This is a genomic window from Chelatococcus asaccharovorans (genome assembly GCF_003201475.1).
In the GTDB taxonomy this organism is placed as follows: domain Bacteria; phylum Pseudomonadota; class Alphaproteobacteria; order Rhizobiales; family Beijerinckiaceae; genus Chelatococcus; species Chelatococcus asaccharovorans.
In genome coordinates, this window is the sequence record NZ_QJJK01000003.1 from 1 (window position 1) to 18,883 (window position 18,883).

Sequence of the window (18,883 nt, forward strand, 5' to 3'; positions counted from 1 at the left end):
TCGCCGAAGCGGCGCGGCTGCGCGCCACGGCCGCCCTGCGGCCCGCCCTCGCCACCGAAGCGGCGGAAGAACTGCTCGAAGGGGTTGCCGGGACCACCCATGCCAGGACCCATGCCGGGACCGCCGAATTGCTCGTCACCCTGCTGGCCGCCGAACTGCTGCATGCCGCTGTCGTTGCGGACGTTATCGATCGCCACCTTGACCTGCACCGAGACCACCGCCGGCTTCACCCGGTCGACGAGATCGGCAAACGAGGCCTGGCCGGGCACCGTCACCGCCGGGGCCGGCGCGATCTGCTGGGCATAGGCCGGGCCATAGGGCGGGGCCACCATCCCCTGCAGCACACCCGCCGTGCCCAGAGCCGCCAGCGCCACCGCACCCAGCAGCAGCGACTTGCGACGGTTCGTGCGCGGCGAGGCAGGGGTCTGCGAATTCTTGTCCATCATCATCGTCTTTCCAGTCACGCTCGCCAGGAAGCCCAATCCCCCCGGGCTCCCCGGCGCAGGACGCGGACATCGCGCCCCTCTTCGCAACCGACAATGACAAGCCGCCCCTTACAGCACCCTCTCAAACCCATGAATTCTTCGTAAGGTTGAGCGGAGCCTTATAACGTCGCGTCGGACGATAGGGATTGCTGTGGCACTGCATCGCGCAATGATCTAGACCGGGAACGACGGGGGTGATGCATCACCGGACGGGCAGGGAGTAGAGATGGCCGACCTCGACAATTTCGGAAACGCCACGCCGGCGGCCGCGCCACGCCATTCGGATTTCTGGATGCGGGAGATGCCCTATCTCGTCATCCTGATCATGACCGCCTGCGGTGTCGGCTACGTCAGCCTGACCCGTCAGCCGATCGCGCTGTACTGGCAGCTCATGGCGATCGTTATCGCGATCATCTGTATCGTGGTCGGATGGCCCGAGGCGCGTGATACCAGCCGGCGGTGGCGGCTGATCTGGAGACAGGTGCTCCATTGGGGCGCATTTCTGCTCGCCATGTATCTCGTCTTTCTGCCGAGCGTGCAGGCCATCGCCAATATCGACTCGACCGGCTTGATCATCCTTCTGATCCTGGCGTTGAGCACCTTCGTCGCGGGCGTTCACATCGGCTCCTGGCGGATGTGCGCCAACGGGATCGTCATGGGCCTTGCTGTGCCGACGGTCGCCTGGCTCGACCAGTCCGCCCTCATCCTGACCCTGATCCTCATCGTCGTCCTTGCGCTCGCAGGTGCTGTCATCTGGTATCGGCTGCGCGGCTGAACGGGACGCCCTTCCGCGCCTGAAGCCTGCTGAAGCTTTCCTGGCGAGGGGATCCCGCGCCGTTCCCAACCGGGTCATCGACGCATGTCCATCATCAACAGCCTCCGGGCGCGCCCGCGCATCATCATTTTCCTCGCAATCGTCATCGGTCTGGCCATTGCTCTTCCGCGGGACCTCGCCACGTCGTCGCGGCTTCTCATCGCGTGGGACTGCGGCGCGCTCGTCTATCTCGTCCTGGTCGCCCGGATGGCCGTCATCGCGGATATCTCCGTGATGCGCCGTCGTGCGGCCGTGGAGGATGACGGCGCCCTTGCCATCCTGATGTTCACCATCATCGCCAGCGTGATGAGCCTCGTGGCGATCGTGGTGGAATTCAGCAATGTCAACAACTTCGCGCCGACGATGCGCAATCTGCATATCGCACTGGCGACGGTGACGATCCTGATCTCGTGGCTGATCGTCCATGTCAGCTTCGCGCTGCATTACGCGCATGAATACTACGCGCGTGAAAAGCAGCATCCGGGCATCCGCTTTCCCTCCTCCGCCAAGAACGGCGATTTCCAGCCGGACTACTGGGATTTCATGTATTTCGCCGCGAATCTCGGGGCGGCGGCACAGACATCGGACGTCGTCATCGAATCCCGCCGTATCCGGCGCATCGTTCTGTGCCATACGGTTCTCTCCTTCCTGTTCAACACAGCGATCCTCGCCATGGGCGTGAATATTGCCGCAGGGGTGATCTGAGGGTAGGAAAAGGCGTCGATCCGGGATGACATGGAATCGCGCCCCAGCCCGGGCGACCGGCGTGGAGCGGACCTGTGCGGATGGCGGCGCGTGATGGCTGACGGTGCAAGGCGGCCATCGAGGTCCGAGCGGCCTGCCTCAGATGCATGGGATTTTCAGCTAAGCGTCTGATGTATTGTTACTTTGTGAGATCCGCTCTGTTTGAGCCCATTGAAGCCAAGGGCGGCTCGGTGCGGAGGAGATATGATCATGGCGACGGTAGACGTGCTCAACAAGGCTGGAGCAAAGCAAGATCTGATAGACCTCATTCGGGCGGATTTTGCGACGGCTTTTGAAGTATGGTCGCCCGCATTGGCAGCGAACGTCAATTTCAACGTCAGATTTGAAATATTGGACCAGACCACAAGCGGCAGGCTTCAGGGTAGGCCGGCTTTGATGGTTCCTGTCGGCACAATCGATGGGATGAGGGTCTTGGAGGGCGCGGCCTCATACGAACTGAGAACCGGGATCGATTTAGGGACGGAGCACGATATAGTCATTCAGGCCGATATCGACTATCTCCTGAATTCTGTTTATTTTGGAAATAATTCCGTTCCGGATAGAGTTAGCGCGGTTTCCGCTTTTCTCCATGAGCTCGGGCACGGAATCGGCTTTGTTGGCTGGCGCGACCACACGACCGGCATTCTGCCGGGGGCCTATCAGACACCCTTCGACATGCATATCCTGATGAAGGACGGATTTCCGTATTTCGAGGGCGTCAATGCTGCAAAGGTCTATGGAGGACCTGTGCCTCTGACTTATGGGAACATGTTTCATCTCGGAAACCCGGCGCCAAAGCCGGGCGCGGATCTGGTGGATGACCTGATGAACGGGGTGATCTTCAAGGCCGCGACAGCTTATCCCATAAGCGACCTTGTTCTCGCAATTTTGGCCGACCTCGGCATCGGGACGCGTAACTCCGATAGTCTTACCGCGCCACAGTCTGGTCAAACCCTCAAGGCGGGAGCGGGTTTCGATAGTGTCAGCTTCAACACAGAAAGCTCAGGATATACATTCTCCTACGATGCAGGTGAGCTTTCAGTTAGTAATTTGAGCGCGTCTTACAACGCTGACATCATCGATGCCGAGCGCATCGTGTTCACGGACAAAACACTCGCGCTGGATCTCGATGGCAGTGCCGGCCAGTCTTATCGGATATACGTGGCGGCGTTCGGCCGCGCTCCGGACACCGCGGGCCTGACCTTTTGGACGGGTGCTATGGACGGGGGGATCAGCCTGAAAGACCTGGCGCATTCATTCATCTCATCTCCCGAGTTTAACGGCCGCTATGGCGAGAACTCTACAAGCCGCGACTATATCCGGCTGATTTATGAGAATGTTCTTGACCGTCAGCCGGACGAATCCGGGTATCTCTTTTGGACCGGGGCGATGGACGACGGGCTGACGAGGGAAGACCTGCTGATAAGTTTTTCCGAAAGCCCTGAGAACAAGGCCAATACAATCGGAACCATATCGAACGGCATTTGGCTGGATAGCCACCTAGCCTGATATTCTTCAATACGGTGCCCCTGACCTGCGGTACAGTTCAAGCAAGCCGGGGAGGGGTGGCAACTCGCCGGGATCACGCTCTCACCGAAGAGGTGCGGGGACGTGGCGATTTCCGACCGCGCGGACATCAGGATACTTGAGGGGCTATGCGCGCCTAGATGACACCCTACACGAATCGATCCGTGTCGAGGATCCAGCATACTGTGCCAAGACCGACGCTGGACGATTGGTCGCCACTGGGGTCGTCAGGTCGCCAGTTGTTCACTCAATGTTCTTTTTGCGCCGATATGGTAAGTTATTGGAAATCAATTATTTTAATGGTCGGAGCGGCGGGATTTGAACCCACGACCCCTAGTCCCCCAGGGAGCGATAATGTGTTCAATTCCAATAACTTATAGAAGGTCGGTTGTATTTTCCGCCGTGCACTCTTTGCACATCTATGCGCAATCTGCGAGTGGCGATTTCCGCCACTCGTTTTTTTATCCTTTCCCACCCGCCACGAGACGCAATTGCACCATGGCCGGCGGAATGTCAGGCGGCCCAGGCGGCTTGTAGAGATCGATGAGGCAGGCGAAACACGGCTCGCCATTGTAGCGGCTGCGCTTCATCGTACCCATGCGGCGCCGCGGGCAATCGAGCGACAGCTCCCTCACGAGGTCGTCGAGCGGGATCTCGGCGCCGAAGCGCTCCGCGAGGCGGGCCAGGCGATATTTCCCGGAGCGGTTGCATGCGTCGCAGCCGATGCGCACCCAAACCCATGGGAAGTCCGACAGCTTGTGCGCGACAATCACCGCTCGATCTCCCGGCCGCGGATATAGCCGCGCGAGACAAAGCGTGCCGCCTCCCCAATCCGCCGCTCACGCTCGGTCAGATCCGCCAGGGCGTCACGGACGACAGCCTCCAGTGCCGCCAGGGCGTCGCGCTCCTCTTCCAGATAGGCTGCCGCGATCGCTTCCACGGCCTTGTCGGTGTCCAGGTGGCTCATGGCCGGCCATTGTATCCCGGCGGCTCAAAATGAGAACAAAAAAAGAACAAATAGACGCTCATTCGGTGCCATTCGACACGCTGCGTGGCACTCCCGCCCGCTTGCCTGTGGAAAAAGGACCGTGCAAAGCTGGGACGATGAACGGAGGAAGCGGTGTGCAATCTTTACTCCATGACCAAGGGCCAGCAGGCCATCCGCGAACTGGCCAAGGCCTTTGAGGACTACACGGGCAACCTGCAACGGATGCCGGGCGTCTTCCCCGACTATTCCGCGCCGATCGTTCGCCACGGGCCGAACGGGCGGGCGCTGGCCATGGCCCGATGGGGGATGCCAACCTCGCAGTTCGCTTTGATGCAGGCCGCCAAGCGGCGTGCCGAGAAGCTCGAGGCCAAGGGCCAGGCAGTCGACTTCAAGGAGATCTTGAAGATGGAGCCGGACAGCGGCACCACCAACGTCCGCAACACCGACAGCAAGCACTGGCAGCGCTGGCTTGGGCCGGACAACCGCTGCCTGGTGCCCTTCACCTCATTCAGCGAGTTCAACAAGGCGGCCGGCGGCGACATCTGGTTCGCCTTCGATGATAGCAGGCCGCTCGCCTTCTTCGCCGGGATCTGGACGGATCGCTGGCCAAGCGTGCGCAAGGTCAAGACCGGGATGGAGGTTGCAGATCTCTATGCGTTCCTGACCACGGACCCGAATGCGGAAGTGGGCGCGATCCATCCGAAGGCGATGCCGGTCATCCTCACCACCGAGGAGGAGCGCGATATCTGGATGCGCGCGCCGTGGAGCGAGGCCAAAGACCTACAGCGCCCGTTGCCGGATGGCTCGCTCCAGATCGTGGCCCGAGGCGTCAAGAACGACGGTGCTCTTCCATCTCTCTGACGGGAGGATGGTATGTTTTTGGATCGCAGGATGCCTCTGTTGGTCACAGGCTCTGAATTGCAGCAAGCATGTTCGCTAGCTCGATCGGGATAAGCCTTACCCGTCGCATTGCCGCTAAAAGTTTCGGAGGCGTTACGACCTGTTGCCCGAATGCACCCTGAGCTATGCTCAGCAGGCTGTGCCCCTGATGATTAACAACCCAATGAGGCACCTGGATTTTCTGCCCCCTTGTGTATTCAACCTCGACAAGCTGGTTCGCAGCTTCCCCGGGAAAACTAGTTCCCATCAAAGATGTTACAGTATTACTAATAGCCTGAAGCTGCGCGTTATTCATTGCTCTAAGAAGATGGTCATCACCAGGGGATATTGCTATATCTTCAACTTCTGGTGCCCTACCACCATCAAGAAGCAAGCTAAATATATTAACTGGATCGAGAAGATAATTCTCTATACTATATCTAGTCAAAATTTTGACGCGTAAAGATTCGGGGTTATTGACATCCTTGTCCGTAACGCCAAAAAATGTCGTCCGGAGCGGGGAGCCTTCAAATTTTTCAACCCAATTTCTCACTACGGTGCAGCCGCCCGAAACCTTATCACTTCCTTTCCCGGCCGAAGCAGAAATAAACACAAACGACGGAGTTGTTCGTAAGCACATAGGATCCTTACTTGGGCCGTAGTCAGTCAAAAGGTCGCGGATCAGGTTATAAAAATCGACATCACCATTATCTTCGACGAAGCAGAACTTGCTTGCACGACTAACTGTTATAAGCCCCGAAGTAAGAACTGGTATGATATCGTCGTGGCTTGAAACGCGAATCAATTGATTCGCGCCGCGTTCCATCTGGAAAACAGATCCTTCCGGCGCCAGAGCAACCGTAGACGGCGAGTGCGTAGTCATAATTACTCGCACTCCGTACTTTTTGATGAATACTTCTGTGATCACGTTAAGGAATTGTGACGTCATTGACGGATGCAAATGTGCGTCCGGCTCGTCAAGCAAAAGTATCTTGGGGAAAATATCTTCTTTTGTTGAGCTGAAAGTCCATAAAAGAAGTCGTAATATGACCTGCTCTCCGGATGAAAGATCAATGGCTCCAACAGAATTATTAGTTAATTGATCGACAAATTCCAGCTGGTATGTCTTGCCGATATACATTCCATGTGGCGGAGTAATTCTGTACGAAAAATCAGCAGCTTTGAGAGCCTCATTTACGAAGTCCCAAGGCGCACGTCCAATATCATTGCCATCAATGTCAAGTCCTGGAGTGTTTCGCTCTCTTGCTTCCACTGCCTTGTAATGATAAGCAAGAAAAACACTTGCCATCCCGTTCACTACGTCGACACCCGCAATGGTGTGTCGAAAATCATCGGGAAGCAAATCGAATAATTGTTCGTCGGAAGCGCTGCTAATGTCTATATTTTTTAACAGCTTACGAACCATGTAAGCCTTTGACGTATTGGTCGGATCGCTCCTGTATGAGGCGATATTCTTCGCAAACTGCAAAACATATCGGCTCATATTGGGCATTTCGCTGACAGATGAATAGCTGTTGCTTGGTGTCCACCCGTCGCTGCCAATAAATCCCACTTCGTCTGGGCTATATTCGGGGCCCGTCGTTGTAATTTCGAGAGGAATAACTTCATGCTGATTCAGGTCATTTGGTATCGTTTTTGTTAAATGATGACTAATTAGGTTAAGAAGCTGGGTTTTTCCTGAGCCATTTCGACCTGTTATGATACTAAGTGGAGGGATATTCTCCCAAGTAAATGCCGAGATTGATTTGTATTTTCCCCCAGGGGATCTGGGCTGCATGTATATACTGAATGGCGTAGAATCAGCTGGCATTCAATCCCCCATAGAAGGCGACCCAAATGTTATATTTGGATCAAATGCTCTGAGATTCGCAAGTCTTAGCTGCGCGAGGTCCTCCTTGGGGAAAATGAGATTACTTCCGTTAAATTTGTCAGCGTTCGGGTAACCCATCTCGCCAACGCCGCGCCCATCGCATCACGGCCTCGCAGACGGTCATGCCGACGAGGCCGAGCAGGAAGCCAACTGAGCCTTCGAGCTCCCCGATCGGATAGCCCCACAGGTCGAGCCAGCGGCGCACAATCTGCGCCGCCGGCGGGGTGCCGTAGCCGGCCGTCAGGCCGCCGACCACGGCCGCGCTGATGCGGGCAGCCAAGGTGTAGTGCGAATTGATCAGCGCGCGCACGATGCCACCAGCAAAGCCGGCGCAGAGATGGACGCTCTTGATGCCGAAGACATGCTCCCAGCCGCCGAGATCAGACATGCCGGCCTCCCGGTTGTCAGTCCGAAGTGGGACGCTTCCAGCTACAGGATGCGATGCCGCGCTCAATCTGGCCGTCGATCCATCGACGGTCTTTCGGACGCTGGCCCTGCACGGCAAAGCCGGGCGCCTCGAACACGGCGCATTCACCGGCTGCACTGGCCGGTAATCGTGGACCACAGCCCGCCAGCGTCATAGCAATCATCAACACCGCGTTGCGCCCGTTGCGCCGCGTCCTTGGCCGCCGCATTCTTCATCTCCACCTGGTCGAGAGCGCGGCGCCCGCCGTCGCGCAAAAGGCTCTCGCGGTAGAGAGCGAGGCAGCCGAGCAGGAGCAGCACGGCGCCGGCGGCGCTCGCCAGGCGCCAGTGTTTGAGGACGAGGGCGATCATGCCGCGCCTGCCCTGCGGTTGATCGTCAGCCGCCCGGTCATCAGCGCCCAGGCCACCGCGCCGGCCGCGGCGACAAGGAGCGCGAAGGCGCCGAGTGCAAAGCCGTTGTCGATATTGCCGAGGAAGGACAGGCCGAGCACGCCGGAGCCAAACAGGCCGCCGGCCGCCTGGATGAGGCCGCTGTCGACTGGCTTCACATCGTCCGGCAAGGCCGCCTCGGCGCGCACGTCTGCGGGCTGCGGCTGGTCGGCAGCGGCCGCCTTGAGCGCCGCGAGGAACGCCTCATAATAAGTCGCGACGAGCTTTGCCTTGTCCCGGCCGTTGACGATGGCGCGGGAGGCGACGGGATCGGTGACGACATTCGCGGCGAAATACCGATCGAGTGTTTGCGGGCCTTTCTTGTCGGCCGCGAACAGGCCGAGCTTCATGCCGACGACGGCGCTGCGGGCGCCGATCTTGATATCGAGCAGGAGATGCGGCGCGGCGACGAGATCGAGCCCGAGCGCCCGGCCGACCTTCTCATAGTTCTCGCGGTGCGTGATTTGAAGCGGGCCACGACCAAACCAGCCCTCACGCCAGTAAGGCTTTGCGACGCTGCCAAGCTTGCCCGCCTTCCAGGCGCGATCGAGATTAGCGATGGCCTCCCGGTCGCTCGACGCGAAAGTCTCGCGCACGGGCACCATGCGCCCCCCCGTCTCATGAAACACATTGGCCTGAATGCAGGCGATGTGCCGAAGGTCGGTCACAGCCTCTTCGGCGCAGCTATCGAGCAAGGCCGTCAGGCCCTCGACCTGCTGTTGACTGAGTCGCCCGCCCAAAGGAGCCTTGCGAACATAATTGAAAAATGTCGTGCGATTAAAAGACATAGCGTCACCTGCGAATGAGAACAGGAAGGCGGCAGGACGCAGCCGCCTTGGGGAGGTTCACGGCTGAGCGCGGCAGATGACGCAAACAGGGGGAGCCGCTAGGCCGGCGCGTTACACAATGTTGTCCTGATCGGCGAGCGCGATCACATACCCGCCGGCGAAAGCGGCGAGCACGATGTCTTCCTTGCTGCCGGCGATCGCCTCCCCAGAGGCAAGCCGCCGGTCGATCTCCTGGGCGGCGATCGCATCGATCGCGAGGCGCGCGCGTTCCTTGGCTGCATTGATGATCCAGGCGGCGGGATCGAGGGCAACGGCCGAAAGAGCCTTGGCCTCGGCCTCGGTGAGATTAACGGTGCACTGCATGGGTGACATCATCCTATGAGATGGCCGGTGAAGGAGCCATTGCGGCAAAAGACAGTGCCCGCAAGTGCGTCCATCGTGAATGAAACGTCGACGTAATCATTCTGATTGAGGTAGGTTATTATCGATTCAATCTTATGGATGAAGTACGTTCCCGACGAAGCAACGGTTATTATATTCGTTCCGTTCTTCCTGATGCCGATGGAAAGCGATCCAGCATTCACGGTTGCGGAGTTTCCGCTTATCCCAATAGATGCCGTGAACTGATATATTCCAGCGATCGGCGCCGTGAACCGTGAATTCGCCGGGTTATAGTGATTGCCAACATTCAGGTGGACGGTTGCAAAGGGGAAGCCGTTGATGGTGCCGTTGCCCACTCCCGTGTTCGCCTGGTTCAAAGCGGCGAAGGCGGGTTGCGCGGGAGCGAGTATGCGGCCTGACGCATCAATGCCGGCCGAGCCGGGAAAGGTGACAGGGCCGGTGAAGGTGCCGCCGGCCTTGGGCATGTAGCTTGCGGAAGCCTCCACTGCCATGCTGCCGAGCTCCAGCAGGGCGCGAGCGCTCCCCGGGTCTTCAGCCGCGACGAGCGCCTTGCCCGTTGTCGTTGCGCCGAGTTCGTCAAGCACCGCATCGGCATCGTCGGCCTGCAACACCGCCGCGCCGAGGGCCGAGGCGCCGAGATTGGCAAGGCCGCGCTCTTTTTCCTCGCTGCTGAAGGACTGTTCGGCATCGACGCGCAGCTTCTTGCCATCGAGATTGTCGATGGAGGTCTTGGTGTAGAAGTCGCTCGCCTGTTCGAGCGCCATCGTCTTCAGTCCGAGCAGGTCACGCGCGGCTTCATCGTTCCCAGCCTTGAACAGGTTGCGACCAATCGCGCTGCCGCCGAGGTTCAAAAGAGCGGTGTCGGCATCGGTGAGATCGGCGAGGTTCTGGAAGGGCTGCAAGCCTGATGAGGCGCCATAGGAATGGCCGCCTGGCGTCAGCCCGTCATGAATACGGAGCGACCAATCGTCGGTGACGATGGTAAGTTCACCCGGGAAGCCGACGAAGCTGGCATGTTCGGCCGCTGTTCCCCGGCGGCGCTGGACGGCAATGCTCATAGGAGGCTCCCATAATCGCGGCTGTCGGTGGCGACGTCGGTCACAAAGCCGTAGTCGGGCTGCGCCAGTGCCGCGGCATGGCTGGCGGCCGCGATCGCGAAGCTCTCCGCTTCATCGCGGTGGGTCTTGCTCGCCAGCTCGCTGGCATCGGCGGCGGCGGCCGCCGGCACAGCTAGGGCAGCGGAGGCTGCGGCAGCGGCGGCGTGCGTGGCCGATTGTTCTTCCGCGCCGATAGCAACCGCCTCGGAGACAGCGGCGCGGTCGGCATCGATCCGAACCGAGGCGGCATAGCCCTCGGTTTCGTCATGCAGGGCGGTGACCTCCGGGAGCACAACCTCCATGAAGGCAGCCAGCTCCGCGAGCGTCGGCTCGACGCTGTCGAGCCGCTCGGCAACGCGATCGGTGGCGCTGCGCATTTCCGCATCGCGCATGGCGGCGCGATCGTGCAGGGCCTGGTGCACCGACGCCGGGAATTGCTGGCCGTCGAGCAGCACCTCGGACACGATCGCCGGCGTGCGCCGCTCGAAGACGAGGATCCCGGTCGCAGGCGGCAGGGCGATCGGCGTCACCGTCACCAGCTTGCTGGTGCTCGCCAGCATCACCGTGAAGTTCACGCCGGCGGCGAGCTGGGTCACCGTGCCGTCAGGTGCACGAAAGCGCACGTGCACATCGGCCGGCTTGTCTGCGGGAAAGCCGAGGGCGAAGACGGTTTCGACGCCGCTCCAAGGCAATTCGCGATAGGCGATTTCCGTGCTGACCGTCATGTCAGGGCTCCCCGAGGATGGCGGGCGCGCGATCGGGCGTGCTCACGCCAGGCCGCCACCAGAACTTTTGGCCCCAGCTCTTGGCTGCTTCGCGCTCCATACGCGCGAAGCGATCCGCAGCGCGGTCATCGCTCATGCGTGCGAGCTGATCGACGACGGCGCGTTGAAAGGCGAGCCGCCCATACCAGAGGGAGGAACCGGGCATGAGGCGCGCCGCGGTATAGAGCGCATCGCCGAAGAAATGTGTCTCCTCGCCCTTGATCGAGCGGCCGATATTGGCGGATAGCCACGTCCCCAGCACGCTTTCGACCGCCGCGAATTGCGGGCCGGCGAGCGTCGTGACCCAGGAATTGCCATAGCGGGTTTTGTCCTGGGACAGCATATCGCCGAAGATGCCGAGGCCGCCCGATTGCAGGAGGCCAGCACCCCAGGCGCGCAGACCGTTGCTATCGGTCGGATCGAGCGAATAGGCGTCACGGCCCTGCGCGATCTGCTTGGCCTGCATGGCGAGGATGCCGAAGCCCCACATGGCCGTCAGGGTCGCGGCGGCATGGCCGAGGCGCGAACCGTCCCAACCGCGCGCAAAGGCGCGGGCGAAATGCAGCGTCACGAAGGTGATGGGAAAGGCCTTGTACATCCCAACCGCACGCGCGACCTCTCCCTTGACGGTGCCGGCCGGTGCGCCGCCATAGAGCATCGCCCGTGTGGCTGGGTCGCTCTCAATGACGGCATAATCCATTTCGGTATTGATGAGCTGGGCATAGCGCTCGCTCGCGGCCCGTGCTTCTGGCGTGCCGAGGCGGGCCACGTCGAGCGGCCGGATGAAGGTGGCGCCGGCGCGCGGCTCCCATTGTTCGGCAGCCCGGATTAGATCCCATTCGGCCGCGCCGATGCCATGGCGGGCCATCGCCTCGCGAAAGCGCGGCTCGATTTCGCCCAAGGGGCGCTCCGCCAGGCGTGCTGCATGGGCCATGAATTCCATGCCGAAGGCATTGCGCAGGGTCGCCGTCCAGCGACGCAGGCCCGACGCACGAATGACTGCGCCGGCCATCTTGGCGACGGCGCCAGAGCGGATCGTTTCCCCCATGAAGCGATCATTCTCGCGTGCCGTCTGCGCCAGGCTGTCGGCGATGAGGCCGGCATGGGCGGCGCGAATTTCCGCGCCGGGCTCCGCCATCATGGTCGTGGCATTGCGGATGACATTCATCACCGGCAGGCCGTTGAACCGGGCAATTTGGGCCATGAGCGGCACATCGGTCAGGGACGAGATGATGGCCGAGCCCATCTGTGTGCCGACGAGCCAGCCGCGCATGTCGCCCATATGCCGCGCCCATTCTATATTCACCGGTGCGCGCGCCTGTCCGGTGACTTCCTCCCAGAGATGGGTGGTGGCCTTCTTCTCTGCTTTCAGGCGTGAGGCCGCCTTGCGGATATCCTTCACCGCCGCCGCCGCGGCTTGCGGATCATCGGGCGTGGCCTTGCCGGCCAAGGCCGCAATCTCGCGATCGAAGAGGCTATCGATATAATGCTTGAGGCCGTTCGGGTTTGGCCCAAGCACGCGCAGTTGCGCGATATCATCCGCCATATCCGCGATGTGGCGGATCATGGTTTCATAGACACCATCGGCCACGCCATAGGCCTCGCGGTAGGCGGACCAGGAGGCCGCATCCTTGAAGGACAACACGCGCGCTTCTGCCCGAGAGTTCGCCAGCATTGGCCGGCCGGTCACGCCCATGGTCGGGGGACCAGAGGCACCGCGCGAGACTATAGCGCCATAGACCTGGTCAAGGAGCGCATCGAGCTTGGCATCAGACAGGGGCTTGCCGCTGGCGAAATCGAGCATATCGGCCCGGTCGAGCAGCGGCCTGATATAGGCGATCCAGCTTTCGCGCGTGGTCGCCGCCACCTTGTCGGCGTCGTGATGCTGGGGAAGCCGCCAATTCTTGCGCAAGGGAATGTTGCCGCCGGCGGCGTTGAACTGCTGGCGCAGATCCTCGGCCACACCGGCGAATGCCTCGGCCGCCCGGCGGGCTTCCGGCGACACGTCGGTTTCACCGAACAGGGCGCGCAGGGCTTCCGTTTCCCGTAGGGTCTCAGCTTTCAGCCCGAGGGCCTTGGGACGCAAGGTCTCGATCGCCTCGGCAAATCGCGCATGGGCGCGGCCGCGGATATCGCGGGCGAGATAATGCACATTGACCCCGGTGGCGATCTCATGGGGATCACGCGTCAACAGGGAGAGCACGGCAGCGCCGAGCGGCGAGACGTTTTCGCCGGCGAGCCGCAAGGGCGCCTTGTTGCCAAAACCGAAATCACCAGGTGTTGCCCGCAGGCCTTCGATCGCCGTGCGATAGCTCGCAACCGTGTTCAAGACGTTGAGCTGCGCTTCGATCGAGCGCAGCAACAAGTCTTCACGGCGGGCCACGTCCTTCTTGGCCGCGTCCGCCACGTCGATCGCGGCGGCGCGGGCGGCTTCGGCGGCCGTCATACGGGTTCTATATTCGGCCTCGGTCGCCTCGATCCAGGCGAGGATTTGCCGGCCTGCGTTCTCATCGACGCGGCCGACCTTGATCTTGGCGCGCAGGCAGAATTTGACGCTCATGGCGCCGGCCCTCGCAAGATGCAGTCGAGGACGTTATCGGCCGCGGCGTCTTCGATATTGAGATCGTCCAGGAGGTCGCGGGCGGAGGCGCGCCGCCCGTCGTCGAGCAGCACCTCGTAATCGCCGCCGACGGCTTCAAGCGCGCGCTCGGCATCCGCGCGCCGGGCGGCGCGCTCCAGAATGACCGGATCGTTGGGAAGGCGGGTCGGCCCTAGGCTGCTTGGGTCTTGTCCGCCTGGGTCTCTTTGGCTTTGGCCGCTTTCAGGGCGGCGAGTTTCGCCAAGGCCCGCGCTGTCCCCGCTCGCTCTAAGAGCTTTTGCTTGTGATCCGGGCGCGTCTCGGCCTCGGCCCTCTCTGTCAGGAGGTCCGCCATCTTCTGATGTTGTTCGGCGCTGAACCGCATGGTCGTTCTCCCAGCCGGGCAGATCATCTTTATATACAACCGCCGCCGTATCCGGACCAGTCGGAGCATCGAGCTCGCGCGTTAGATACGCGCGTTCAAGCGCATGATCCCAGTCCGGCTCATCGCCGCGGGCTAAAAGTTCGGCGGCATCATAGAGTGTGCCGCTGTCGATTTCGCCAAGTCCAAGCGCTTCAGCCTCCCGGCGAATGGTCTGTGCCGAGGCCTCGACCTCTTGCGACCAGGTGTCGAGCCTGGCCGCGTCGAGCTCCGCGACCGCATCCCGATCGCGCGCGGCGTAGGTCTTTTGGCCGGCGCGTTCCTTTTCGATGAGGTCGAACAGCTCTCTGGTAATGTCGCGGGCCATGCCGCCGTCGGCATCGGCCGGCAGATAGCCGGCCTCAATCAGGGCTTCCCGCCAATAGCCGTCGATAGAAAGCCCGCTCTTGCGTGCCAAAGGCCCGCCGCCGGGAATGAAGAGTTTTTGGAAATCGCCGCCACGCGCATCGCCGTCCAGCGCGAGGCCGCCATTCTTGGCAATGAACTGTGTCAGGGAAAGCGGGCGGCGTGGCCGGTTGGTCTGCCGCCGGGTCGGGTCGTTGCGGCGCGCGGCGATGCTCGCCACGCGGTCGGGCTCAGTCACAGGGACAATGCTTTCCGCACCGGCAGCCCGGTCGCCGCCGGCACTATCAATCGGCTCGCGAGATACCGGTGGGACATCACGCCCTTGACGTTCAAGCCCGTCGAGAATGCTTTGCCGATCGCCACGAAGCGCATGGAGAGAATCGAGTTCGAAGCGCAAGCTGGCATCGCCGGCGCCGAGCGGCGTGGCGGCTTCCGCCTCCAAGACGGTGATGCGCGTATCGAGATCCGCTAGCGCCGCGCGGTTCTGGGCGATGCGATCGAGCGGCGGAGCTGCCGGCGCGCCGGCTACGTCGGCAGTGGCGGGGGCCTCCTCGATCATGACCCGCGGCACTTCAAGCGCATCGGTGAGTACGCGGCCGCTCTCAAGGGCGGCGGCTGCGCTGTCGATATGATCGCCGTCGACGCGGCGCCCGGCATGATCGGGCGATACCGCGAGGCTCTGAAACAGTTCATCGCGAGCGGCGTGGGCCGCCGCGGCGTCAAGGTCATCGGGCGATAGGCCCGAGGCCTCAAGGGGCGCGGCGCGTCCGGTATCACGCAGGTGCCGATAGATCGCCGCGCCACCGCGCAGGAGGCCGGACAGGGCAGCGGCGCCGATGCCCGCTTCGAGGACGTTCACCAGCCCGTCCTCTATACCGGACGACAGCCCAAGCTCGCCCCGCATGGTTTGGATATAGGGCTCTTGCACCGCCTGGGTGGCAGCCCCAACCGCGAACTCGGTGCTGAGCATGCGCAGGATCGAGGCGCCGCGCGCCGCGCCGAGCGGAAGCGTTGCGAGATTGACCGGATCGACAGCCTGGCGCGCCACATTAGCGGCGAAGGCAACCGCATGACCGCTCAGACCATAAGCCCATTCCCGGCTGTCCGCGGCCTTGGCCTCACTCGCAGCTGCCGCCTGGGCGGCTTTGCGGCGTACATCGAGAAAGGGCTCGACTTGCCTGAACTTCTGATCCGGCAGGCCGCTGGCAATATCCTTCAGAACGTCGATCGTGCGATCGAAGCCGCCGACGAGATCCTTGCCACGTTTAGCAGCTGCCACTCCTAGCGGCTCGCCATCGAGGGCTGAGGTCAGGCGATCGACAAGTTGGCCATAGGCGTCGGTGAGCGGGCGCCCGACACCGAAGCTCGTGCCGAGGCCGGCGGCGTCCCACTCATTGCGCCAGATCTCGCCGAGCGTGGCGGGCTGGCGCGCGGCTGGAGCCGCCGCGAGTTCAGACGATTGTGCCGTGAAGGCCGCTTCCCAGGTCATGGTGACGTACCTTCCCCGCGTAAGGCGTCAAGGTCCTCGCCAAGCCGCGCACGGGCGCGACGTCGTGCAGCGTTGGGCGTATCGGCCTGATCCAGCCGCGAGCCATGAATGAGACCATCGAGATTGATCGTCAGCGTTTCCCCGACGCGGTTGCGGACGGGCGCCATACGGCCACCGCCGAGGGGAATGAAGACCTCATAGCGCCCGCCGCCGGGCTCGATCGTCCGCAACTGCGCATGACGGCCGATGAAGGCGGGATCGAAGGGCGAGCCATCGGCGGCGATTGCGCCGCCAAATCGATCGAGGGTTTCGGCATTCAGGCGCCGCATGCCGTCTTGCACGAGCCAGTCGGCCGTGCCGACCGGTACCGGGACATACGCACCATTGACCTTGACCAGATGGCCGGCGACGCGTTCGAGCGCCCGCGTCAGTCCCGCGCCATCCTCGGCATCGAAGGTGGCGCCGCCCGCCTTGTCCTTGGCATAAACGGCTATTGCCGCCTCGATCATGTCGCCAGCCACCGCCGGCGGATAGACATTGCCGGGCAGTGCCTCCGCGATGGCCTTGCGCACGTCCGACAGCTTTTCCTTGATGCCGGGCTGTTGCAGATAGCTGGCACCCTTCAGGATATCCGCGGCCAATCCGGGATCGCGGCGGCCGAGCCAGCCGGCGGTGGCGCTGAGGCTGTCATCGCCGGCGACCTGATTGACGAATGCGCGATAGGCAGGCTCCGGCATGGCCCGTGCCGCCGCATTCAGGGCATCGACCTTCCCTTGGGGGGACTGGCTAGCAAACCATGGGCGGAAGGCCGCTTGCTCCTGCGGCCTGAGCACCTGGAGCTCGCTGCCATAGCGCGAGGCGGCTTGTGCGGCGATGGCGGCGCGTGTCGCAAGCTGCTGTGAAAAGACGGGATCGCGGCCGTCCTGCGGCGGCGCGACAAGGGTTGCCGGCGCCCGGCCGGCGCGTTCCTCGAGCTGGACGGGATCGGCCTTGGCGAGCCGCGCGACTTCGGTGGCGACACTCTCGAAGACGGCAAGCCTGCGCTGTTCCGTGGCATCGGCGCCGCCGGTCGCGGCTTTGGCGCGGAGTTCCGCGACGCCAGCCTCAAGCAGGGCCGGCGGCATCTGATAGGCCTGGCGCACGAGCGGCGCGTTCTGCTCGATCGCCTCGAAACGGCGCAGCTCGTTGGCCGCATTGGCATCACCGGTTGCCGCCGCGGCGATCAGGGGTTGCTTGATGGCGAGCACCCCCATCGGGTCGGTGGCGTAGCCAGCCTGAAAAGACGCAATAACGGCATTGCGCTCATCACCCGTTGCGGTCACGAGATCATGCAAATCGCGTTTGCTGGCCGCATCCTGCGCGGCAAGGCCACTATCGACCAGGCTGGCGATGCGATAGCTGGCATTGGTCGAGACGCCGCCGCGTGTCATATCAGCGCCGAGGCGGGCGAAGGCGTCCGCGACATATTCCTTCGTCTTCTTGGTCCCATCCGTCAGGTTATCCGGCAACAGGCTGATAAGCTGGGCCGGCGTGTAGTTTTCGCCGTGCTGTGCGAGCGCCTTGTCATGCGCTTCCTTGACGGCGCCGCCGGCGCCGGCGTGGTACGCGGCGATCGCCGCGGCCAGATTGCCGAAGCTCTTCACGTTCTGCTGGAAATACGCGAGCCCCAGTTGACGATTGAGGGTGGGGTCGGCGAGCAGCTGCGCCTTGAGCTGGCCATCGGACAGGGCGACGAGATCCTTGCGGCCGATGCTGGGTGCCATCATGCGGGCCGTGCCGGGCATGACCTGGGCGATGCCATAGGCGCCGCGGTTACTGACCGCAGTGGCGTCGCCGCCGCTTTCCTGCGGAATGATGGCGCGATCGAAAATGGCCGCCGTCACGGTCGGCGAGAGATTGCGGCCATAGGTGGCGGCGGCCGCCGTGGGATCGCGCTTGACCAGATCATGGGCTTGGAGAGCCGTTTGCTCGTCAACCGAAGTCCCGGCCTGCGCCTTGAAGCTTTCCCGCTGGACCGGCGTCAGTGAGCGAAAATTGTTCAGATCGCTCAACATGGCCAGCGTCTCACGCGGGCGTTCGCGAATGCCGCGGATGATGTCCGTGTTGTCGACCTGACCGGCGAAAGCCTGTTTTTGCTGCTGCGCATCAGCGGCGCCGAGCATGCCCGCAGCAATGCCATCGCGGAGGATTTTGTCATGATCGGCGATGACACCAGCACGCTCGGTCGGGCTGCTCGCTGAAGCCGCATGGGTCAACAGCGTTGTCGTCTGGCTGGCAAGCGAGGCGCGCCAGGCGTCCTGTGTCTTCGCGACCGTGCGTTGCGTCGCATGGCGATTGAGCGAGATACGCGGGCGCATGGTGTCGAGGCGCAATTCCTGCGCGTCCATCTCCCCGAGGCCTTCATAAAGGCTGGCGTCGATCTGTTCTTGCCGCGCGCGCAGACGTTCGGGCGCGGCCTGCCAATCCGGGTCGGCGTCGAAATCGGCCTGGGCCGCCGCCGTGCTTTCGAGCCACTGCGCCTTGCGCTGACTGAGGGTTGTCTTGCGCTGCGCTTCCGCCACCATCAGGGCGAGGTTAGTCACGCCACCCGCGACCTGTTGGCCAAAACGGGCCTCGGCCTGGCCCTGTTGCGCCATGCCGCCGGCAACGGCGCGCGTTTCGAATTCGGCCGCCTGCGCTTCCGTCTGTGCGCCGGATAGAGCGGCCTGATAGCTGCGTTGGCCGCTCGACAGCTGTGGCCCCTGAATGCCGGTGCCGAGCGTCTGCCGCGAAATGATGAGGGGCGCGCCGGCCAT

The 18,883-nt window shown here is 62.3% G+C and carries 16 protein-coding genes and 1 pseudogene; 4 read left to right on the forward strand and 13 right to left on the reverse strand.

Going from position 1 to position 18,883, the window contains the following annotated elements:
• Positions 1-446: pseudogene (locus C7450_RS07395) on the reverse strand (serine peptidase); the annotation flags it as partial.
• Between the two features lie 265 nt (positions 447-711).
• Between C7450_RS07395 and C7450_RS07400 the strand changes: the two are divergent.
• The 3 genes from C7450_RS07400 (at position 712) to C7450_RS07410 (ending at position 3,552) form a co-directional block, all read left to right on the forward strand.
• Positions 712-1,260 (forward strand): hypothetical protein, encoded by a 549-nt coding sequence (locus C7450_RS07400; protein ID WP_110373800.1) that lies wholly within the window; start codon positions 712-714, stop codon positions 1,258-1,260.
• 84 nt (positions 1,261-1,344) lie between these two features.
• Positions 1,345-2,004 carry a DUF1345 domain-containing protein gene (locus C7450_RS07405; RefSeq protein ID WP_110373801.1) on the forward strand — a complete coding sequence of 220 codons (660 nt, stop codon included), beginning with the start codon at positions 1,345-1,347 and terminating at the stop codon, positions 2,002-2,004.
• Between the two features lie 249 nt (positions 2,005-2,253).
• Positions 2,254-3,552, forward strand: a complete 1,299-nt coding sequence (locus C7450_RS07410) for a DUF4214 domain-containing protein (protein ID WP_170147130.1) — start codon at positions 2,254-2,256, stop codon at positions 3,550-3,552.
• Positions 3,553-4,031: 479 nt separating this feature from the next.
• On the opposite strand, the gene C7450_RS07415 is transcribed toward C7450_RS07410, so the two are convergent.
• Together C7450_RS07415 and C7450_RS07420 are read right to left on the reverse strand one after the other, a co-directional pair.
• On the reverse strand, positions 4,032-4,343 hold the full coding sequence (locus C7450_RS07415) for a hypothetical protein (RefSeq protein WP_110373803.1): 312 nt from the start codon (positions 4,341-4,343) through the stop codon (positions 4,032-4,034).
• The gene (locus C7450_RS07420; protein ID WP_110373804.1) at positions 4,340-4,537 is read right to left on the reverse strand and encodes a hypothetical protein; all 198 of its coding nucleotides are present in this window, start codon (positions 4,535-4,537) and stop codon (positions 4,340-4,342) included. Before C7450_RS07420 ends, C7450_RS07415 begins: the two co-directional genes overlap by 4 nt.
• A 153-nt stretch (positions 4,538-4,690) precedes the next feature.
• Here C7450_RS07420 and C7450_RS07425 point away from each other — a divergent pair, with 153 nt between their 5' ends.
• Positions 4,691-5,419, forward strand: a complete 729-nt coding sequence (locus C7450_RS07425; protein ID WP_110373805.1) for an SOS response-associated peptidase — start codon at positions 4,691-4,693, stop codon at positions 5,417-5,419.
• A gap of 43 nt (positions 5,420-5,462) precedes the next feature.
• Here C7450_RS07425 and C7450_RS07430 read toward each other — a convergent pair whose 3' ends face one another.
• From C7450_RS07430 to C7450_RS07475, 10 genes are all read right to left on the reverse strand, one after another.
• Complete coding sequence (locus C7450_RS07430) at positions 5,463-7,268, reverse strand: ATP-binding protein (RefSeq protein WP_110373806.1); 1,806 nt, start codon at positions 7,266-7,268, stop codon at positions 5,463-5,465.
• Positions 7,269-7,386: 118 nt separating this feature from the next.
• Positions 7,387-7,716, reverse strand: coding sequence for a hypothetical protein (locus C7450_RS07435; protein ID WP_110373807.1), 330 nt, complete (start codon positions 7,714-7,716; stop codon positions 7,387-7,389).
• 143 nt (positions 7,717-7,859) lie between these two features.
• Positions 7,860-8,105, reverse strand: a complete 246-nt coding sequence (locus tag C7450_RS07440; protein ID WP_110373808.1) for a hypothetical protein — start codon at positions 8,103-8,105, stop codon at positions 7,860-7,862.
• Complete coding sequence (locus C7450_RS07445; protein ID WP_245449527.1) at positions 8,102-8,851, reverse strand: glycoside hydrolase family 19 protein; 750 nt, start codon at positions 8,849-8,851, stop codon at positions 8,102-8,104. The genes C7450_RS07440 and C7450_RS07445 overlap by 4 nt, the downstream gene beginning before the upstream one ends.
• 231 nt (positions 8,852-9,082) lie before the next feature.
• The gene (locus C7450_RS07450; protein WP_110373810.1) at positions 9,083-9,334 is read right to left on the reverse strand and encodes a hypothetical protein; all 252 of its coding nucleotides are present in this window, start codon (positions 9,332-9,334) and stop codon (positions 9,083-9,085) included.
• An 8-nt stretch (positions 9,335-9,342) separates the two neighbouring features.
• Positions 9,343-10,431: a hyaluronate lyase N-terminal domain-containing protein gene (locus C7450_RS07455; RefSeq protein ID WP_110373811.1), complete on the reverse strand. Its 1,089-nt coding sequence runs from the start codon at positions 10,429-10,431 to the stop codon at positions 9,343-9,345.
• Complete coding sequence (locus tag C7450_RS07460) at positions 10,428-11,195, reverse strand: hypothetical protein (RefSeq protein WP_110373812.1); 768 nt, start codon at positions 11,193-11,195, stop codon at positions 10,428-10,430. Before C7450_RS07460 ends, C7450_RS07455 begins: the two co-directional genes overlap by 4 nt.
• A 1-nt stretch (position 11,196) precedes the next feature.
• Positions 11,197-13,794: a hypothetical protein gene (locus C7450_RS07465; RefSeq protein ID WP_110373813.1), complete on the reverse strand. Its 2,598-nt coding sequence runs from the start codon at positions 13,792-13,794 to the stop codon at positions 11,197-11,199.
• Positions 13,791-16,088 (reverse strand): hypothetical protein, encoded by a 2,298-nt coding sequence (locus C7450_RS07470; protein WP_110373814.1) that lies wholly within the window; start codon positions 16,086-16,088, stop codon positions 13,791-13,793. Before C7450_RS07470 ends, C7450_RS07465 begins: the two co-directional genes overlap by 4 nt.
• Positions 16,085-18,883 (reverse strand): transglycosylase SLT domain-containing protein, encoded by a 2,799-nt coding sequence (locus C7450_RS07475; protein ID WP_146227281.1) that lies wholly within the window; start codon positions 18,881-18,883, stop codon positions 16,085-16,087. The genes C7450_RS07470 and C7450_RS07475 overlap by 4 nt, the downstream gene beginning before the upstream one ends.